The following is a 2,497-nucleotide window of genomic DNA, read 5'->3' on the forward strand; positions in this document are numbered from 1 at the left end:
TGTAGGTGTCGCCGATGCGGAACGGCAGCGACGCGAACACCGTGCCGGCGTCGGCGGCCGTCAGCCGGATGCCGGCCGGCTGCAGGCGCTTGCGGGCCAGCAGCCGCCGGGTGACGGCTGCATCGGCGCGGTCCGCATCCTCGATGCCGTGCCGGACCAGGCCGGGCACGGCGGCGGCGAAATCGACGGTCGCGAGCCAGTCCGGATGCAGCGTCGCCGACAGCCACAGGCTGCGGCCCGGGCGGGCGGTCGGCCAGTCGGGGGCGCGGCGGAAGGCTTCGAGCTGCGCGCCGGTCGCCAGGCCCGGACCCATCAGCTGCACTTCGTCGTAGACCCACAGCGCATCGTTGTGCAGCAGCGCGAAATCGACCGGCCAGCGGTAGCGGCTCATCGCGTAGCCGCGCATCAGTGCGCGCGACAGCAACTGATCCTGCGTGCCGATCAGGATCGCCGGCCGCTCGGGCTGCTCGACCCAGTCCGAACCCGTCCGGCCGCCCATCAGCACATGCAGATCGACCTGAGCGGCCAGCCCGGCCTTGTCCAGCCAGTTGCGGCAGCAGCCTTCGGTCTGCTCGACCAGCGTGCGCATCGGCAGGCAGTAGACCAGCCGCCGCGGCAGCGCCTCGCCGTTCACGACCCGCCGCCACAGCCACGCGACCACGACCGCCGCGGTCTTGCCGAGGCCGGTCGGCACATCGAGCAACTCCGGCCACGGGCCGGTGGCAAGCCGCTGCTGGTAGGGGTAGGGGGTGTGGCCGGTGGTGGTGTGGAAGAAGGTGGGGAAGTCCATGGCGTCCGTTCCGGGGCCGGTCACGATCCGGCCACTGTTACTGGGTGTGGGCTCAATTACTGAGCCCTGGGTGAGTACCGGACGTGTGCGTGATGATCTGTCCGCTCGGCTCGCGCGGCAGCTTCACGGCGTCAGCACTTCCTCGCGCACGAAGTGCAGCCGGATCAGCGCCGGCAGCGCGTCGGCATCGAAGTGGCAGTTGACGGCATCGCGCACCTGTTCGCGCAGTTCGGGCAGCGAGTCGGCCTGGGTATGGATCGAATGCCCGAGCGCCCGGGCCTGATAGCCGCCCTCGACCGTTTCCTCGACCAGAAAGATGACTTCGTTCATCGTCGTGGCCCGCCTGAATTTTCCGGCTGACAACAGCGTATGTCGCAAGGCGCAAGGCCGGCAGGCAGGGAGCCATGCGGCGGGCCGAAGGTGCCGGTCTCCACGATCGGTCGCTGCGCACCCGGCCCTCCGGCCTTCTCTCAGCGCGCATGCCTTTCCAGCCCCGCCCGCAGCCGCTGCACGAAGGCCGAGCGCAAGTCCTGCGGTGCGATCACCTCCACGTCCGGCACATGCCGCAGCAGGTCCATCAGCAGTTCGGTCGGGTCGCTGTAGGGCACGTGCAGCTCGTAGCGCCCGTCGTCCAGCCAGCGGCCGTGCTGGTCGTCGTGCCAGTGTTCGTCTGCGATCCAGCGGGCGCGGTCGGGGCTGAAGTGCAGGATGGCGGTGGCGGCGGCGGGGCCGGCGAAGATGCCGTAGGCGCTGCCGAGGTGAGCCTGCAGGGTTTCGGGCGGCACGTCGTGCGCGACTTCGCCGAGTTGCTCGGCGCCATGCACGCGATCGATGGCGAAGCGGCGCAGGGCGCCGCGCTGGTGGCACCAGGCGTCGAGATACCAGTTGTCGCGGTAGCGGGCGAGGTGCTGCGGCGAGACTTCGCGGGCGGTGTGCTCGTCCTTGCTGCGCGAGTGGTAGTCGATGCGCAGGCGCCGGCGTGCGACGGTGGCGCGGGCGATCGTGCCTAGCGTTGCCGGGCGCACTTCGCGCCGGCCCTGCGGCAGCAGCTTCAGGCGTCCGAGCGCCTGCGCGTCAGGCAGCAGCGCCTTCATCTGCCGGATGCGGGCGCGCACCGGCGCCAGCGGCCGGCGCAGCAGGCCGGGGTCGATCTGGTCAAGCAACTGATCGAGCAGCGCCAGCGCGTGCAGTTCTTCATTGGAGAGCCAGAGCCCGGGCAGCTCGAAGCGCCCGCGCACGTCCTCACCGTAACGCCAGCCCAGGCCACGCACGTTGTCGACCGGCGCGCTCAGGTCGCGCAGGGTCTGGAGGACACGTTTGAGCGTGGCGGGTGCGCAGTCGAGTTCCTGCAGCAGCGTGGCCTGCGATACCGGCTGCGTGCGCTCCGACAGGATGCGGTGCAGCTCATAAACCTTGTTCCAGTGGCTCATGCACGGGCTCCTTGCCCTGCAGCGTCGTCACGCATCGGCGATGCGCACGGGTGCGGTTATGCGACTGCGTGCGTCCGGCAGCCATGACGGCCATCAATCGCCTTGCATCACCCCATGGCGGGCAGAGGCGCGGATGCGCCCATGTCCTGCCTGCTGGTGGTGCAATCGTTGCCGGCGCATCACGGTTGCAAGTCGCGGAATCCTTCATTGGATTGCATCTCCTGCAGCCGGCTGAATTTCAGCTTCAATGAGGCCGCGGCATTACACCGCGGAAAAC

3 protein-coding genes are annotated in these 2,497 nt (G+C 69.5%); all 3 read right to left on the reverse strand.

Going from position 1 to position 2,497, the window contains the following annotated elements:
- Positions 1-790, reverse strand: a 790-nt coding sequence (locus PKE44_RS18180; RefSeq protein ID WP_324554061.1) for a DEAD/DEAH box helicase, incomplete at its 3' end; no start/stop codon positions are given.
- A 123-nt stretch (positions 791-913) separates the two neighbouring features.
- A complete protein-coding gene (locus PKE44_RS18185; protein WP_324554063.1) occupies positions 914-1,120 on the reverse strand; it encodes a 2-oxoisovalerate dehydrogenase in 207 nt (68 codons plus the stop codon).
- Positions 1,121-1,260: 140 nt separating this feature from the next.
- The gene (locus PKE44_RS18190) at positions 1,261-2,220 is read right to left on the reverse strand and encodes a WYL domain-containing transcriptional regulator (protein WP_324554064.1); all 960 of its coding nucleotides are present in this window, start codon (positions 2,218-2,220) and stop codon (positions 1,261-1,263) included.
- Between the last annotated feature and the right edge of the window lie 277 nt (positions 2,221-2,497).

The sequence above is a fragment of the Plasticicumulans sp. genome (genome assembly GCF_035331805.1).
Lineage (GTDB): Bacteria > Pseudomonadota > Gammaproteobacteria > Competibacterales > Competibacteraceae > Plasticicumulans.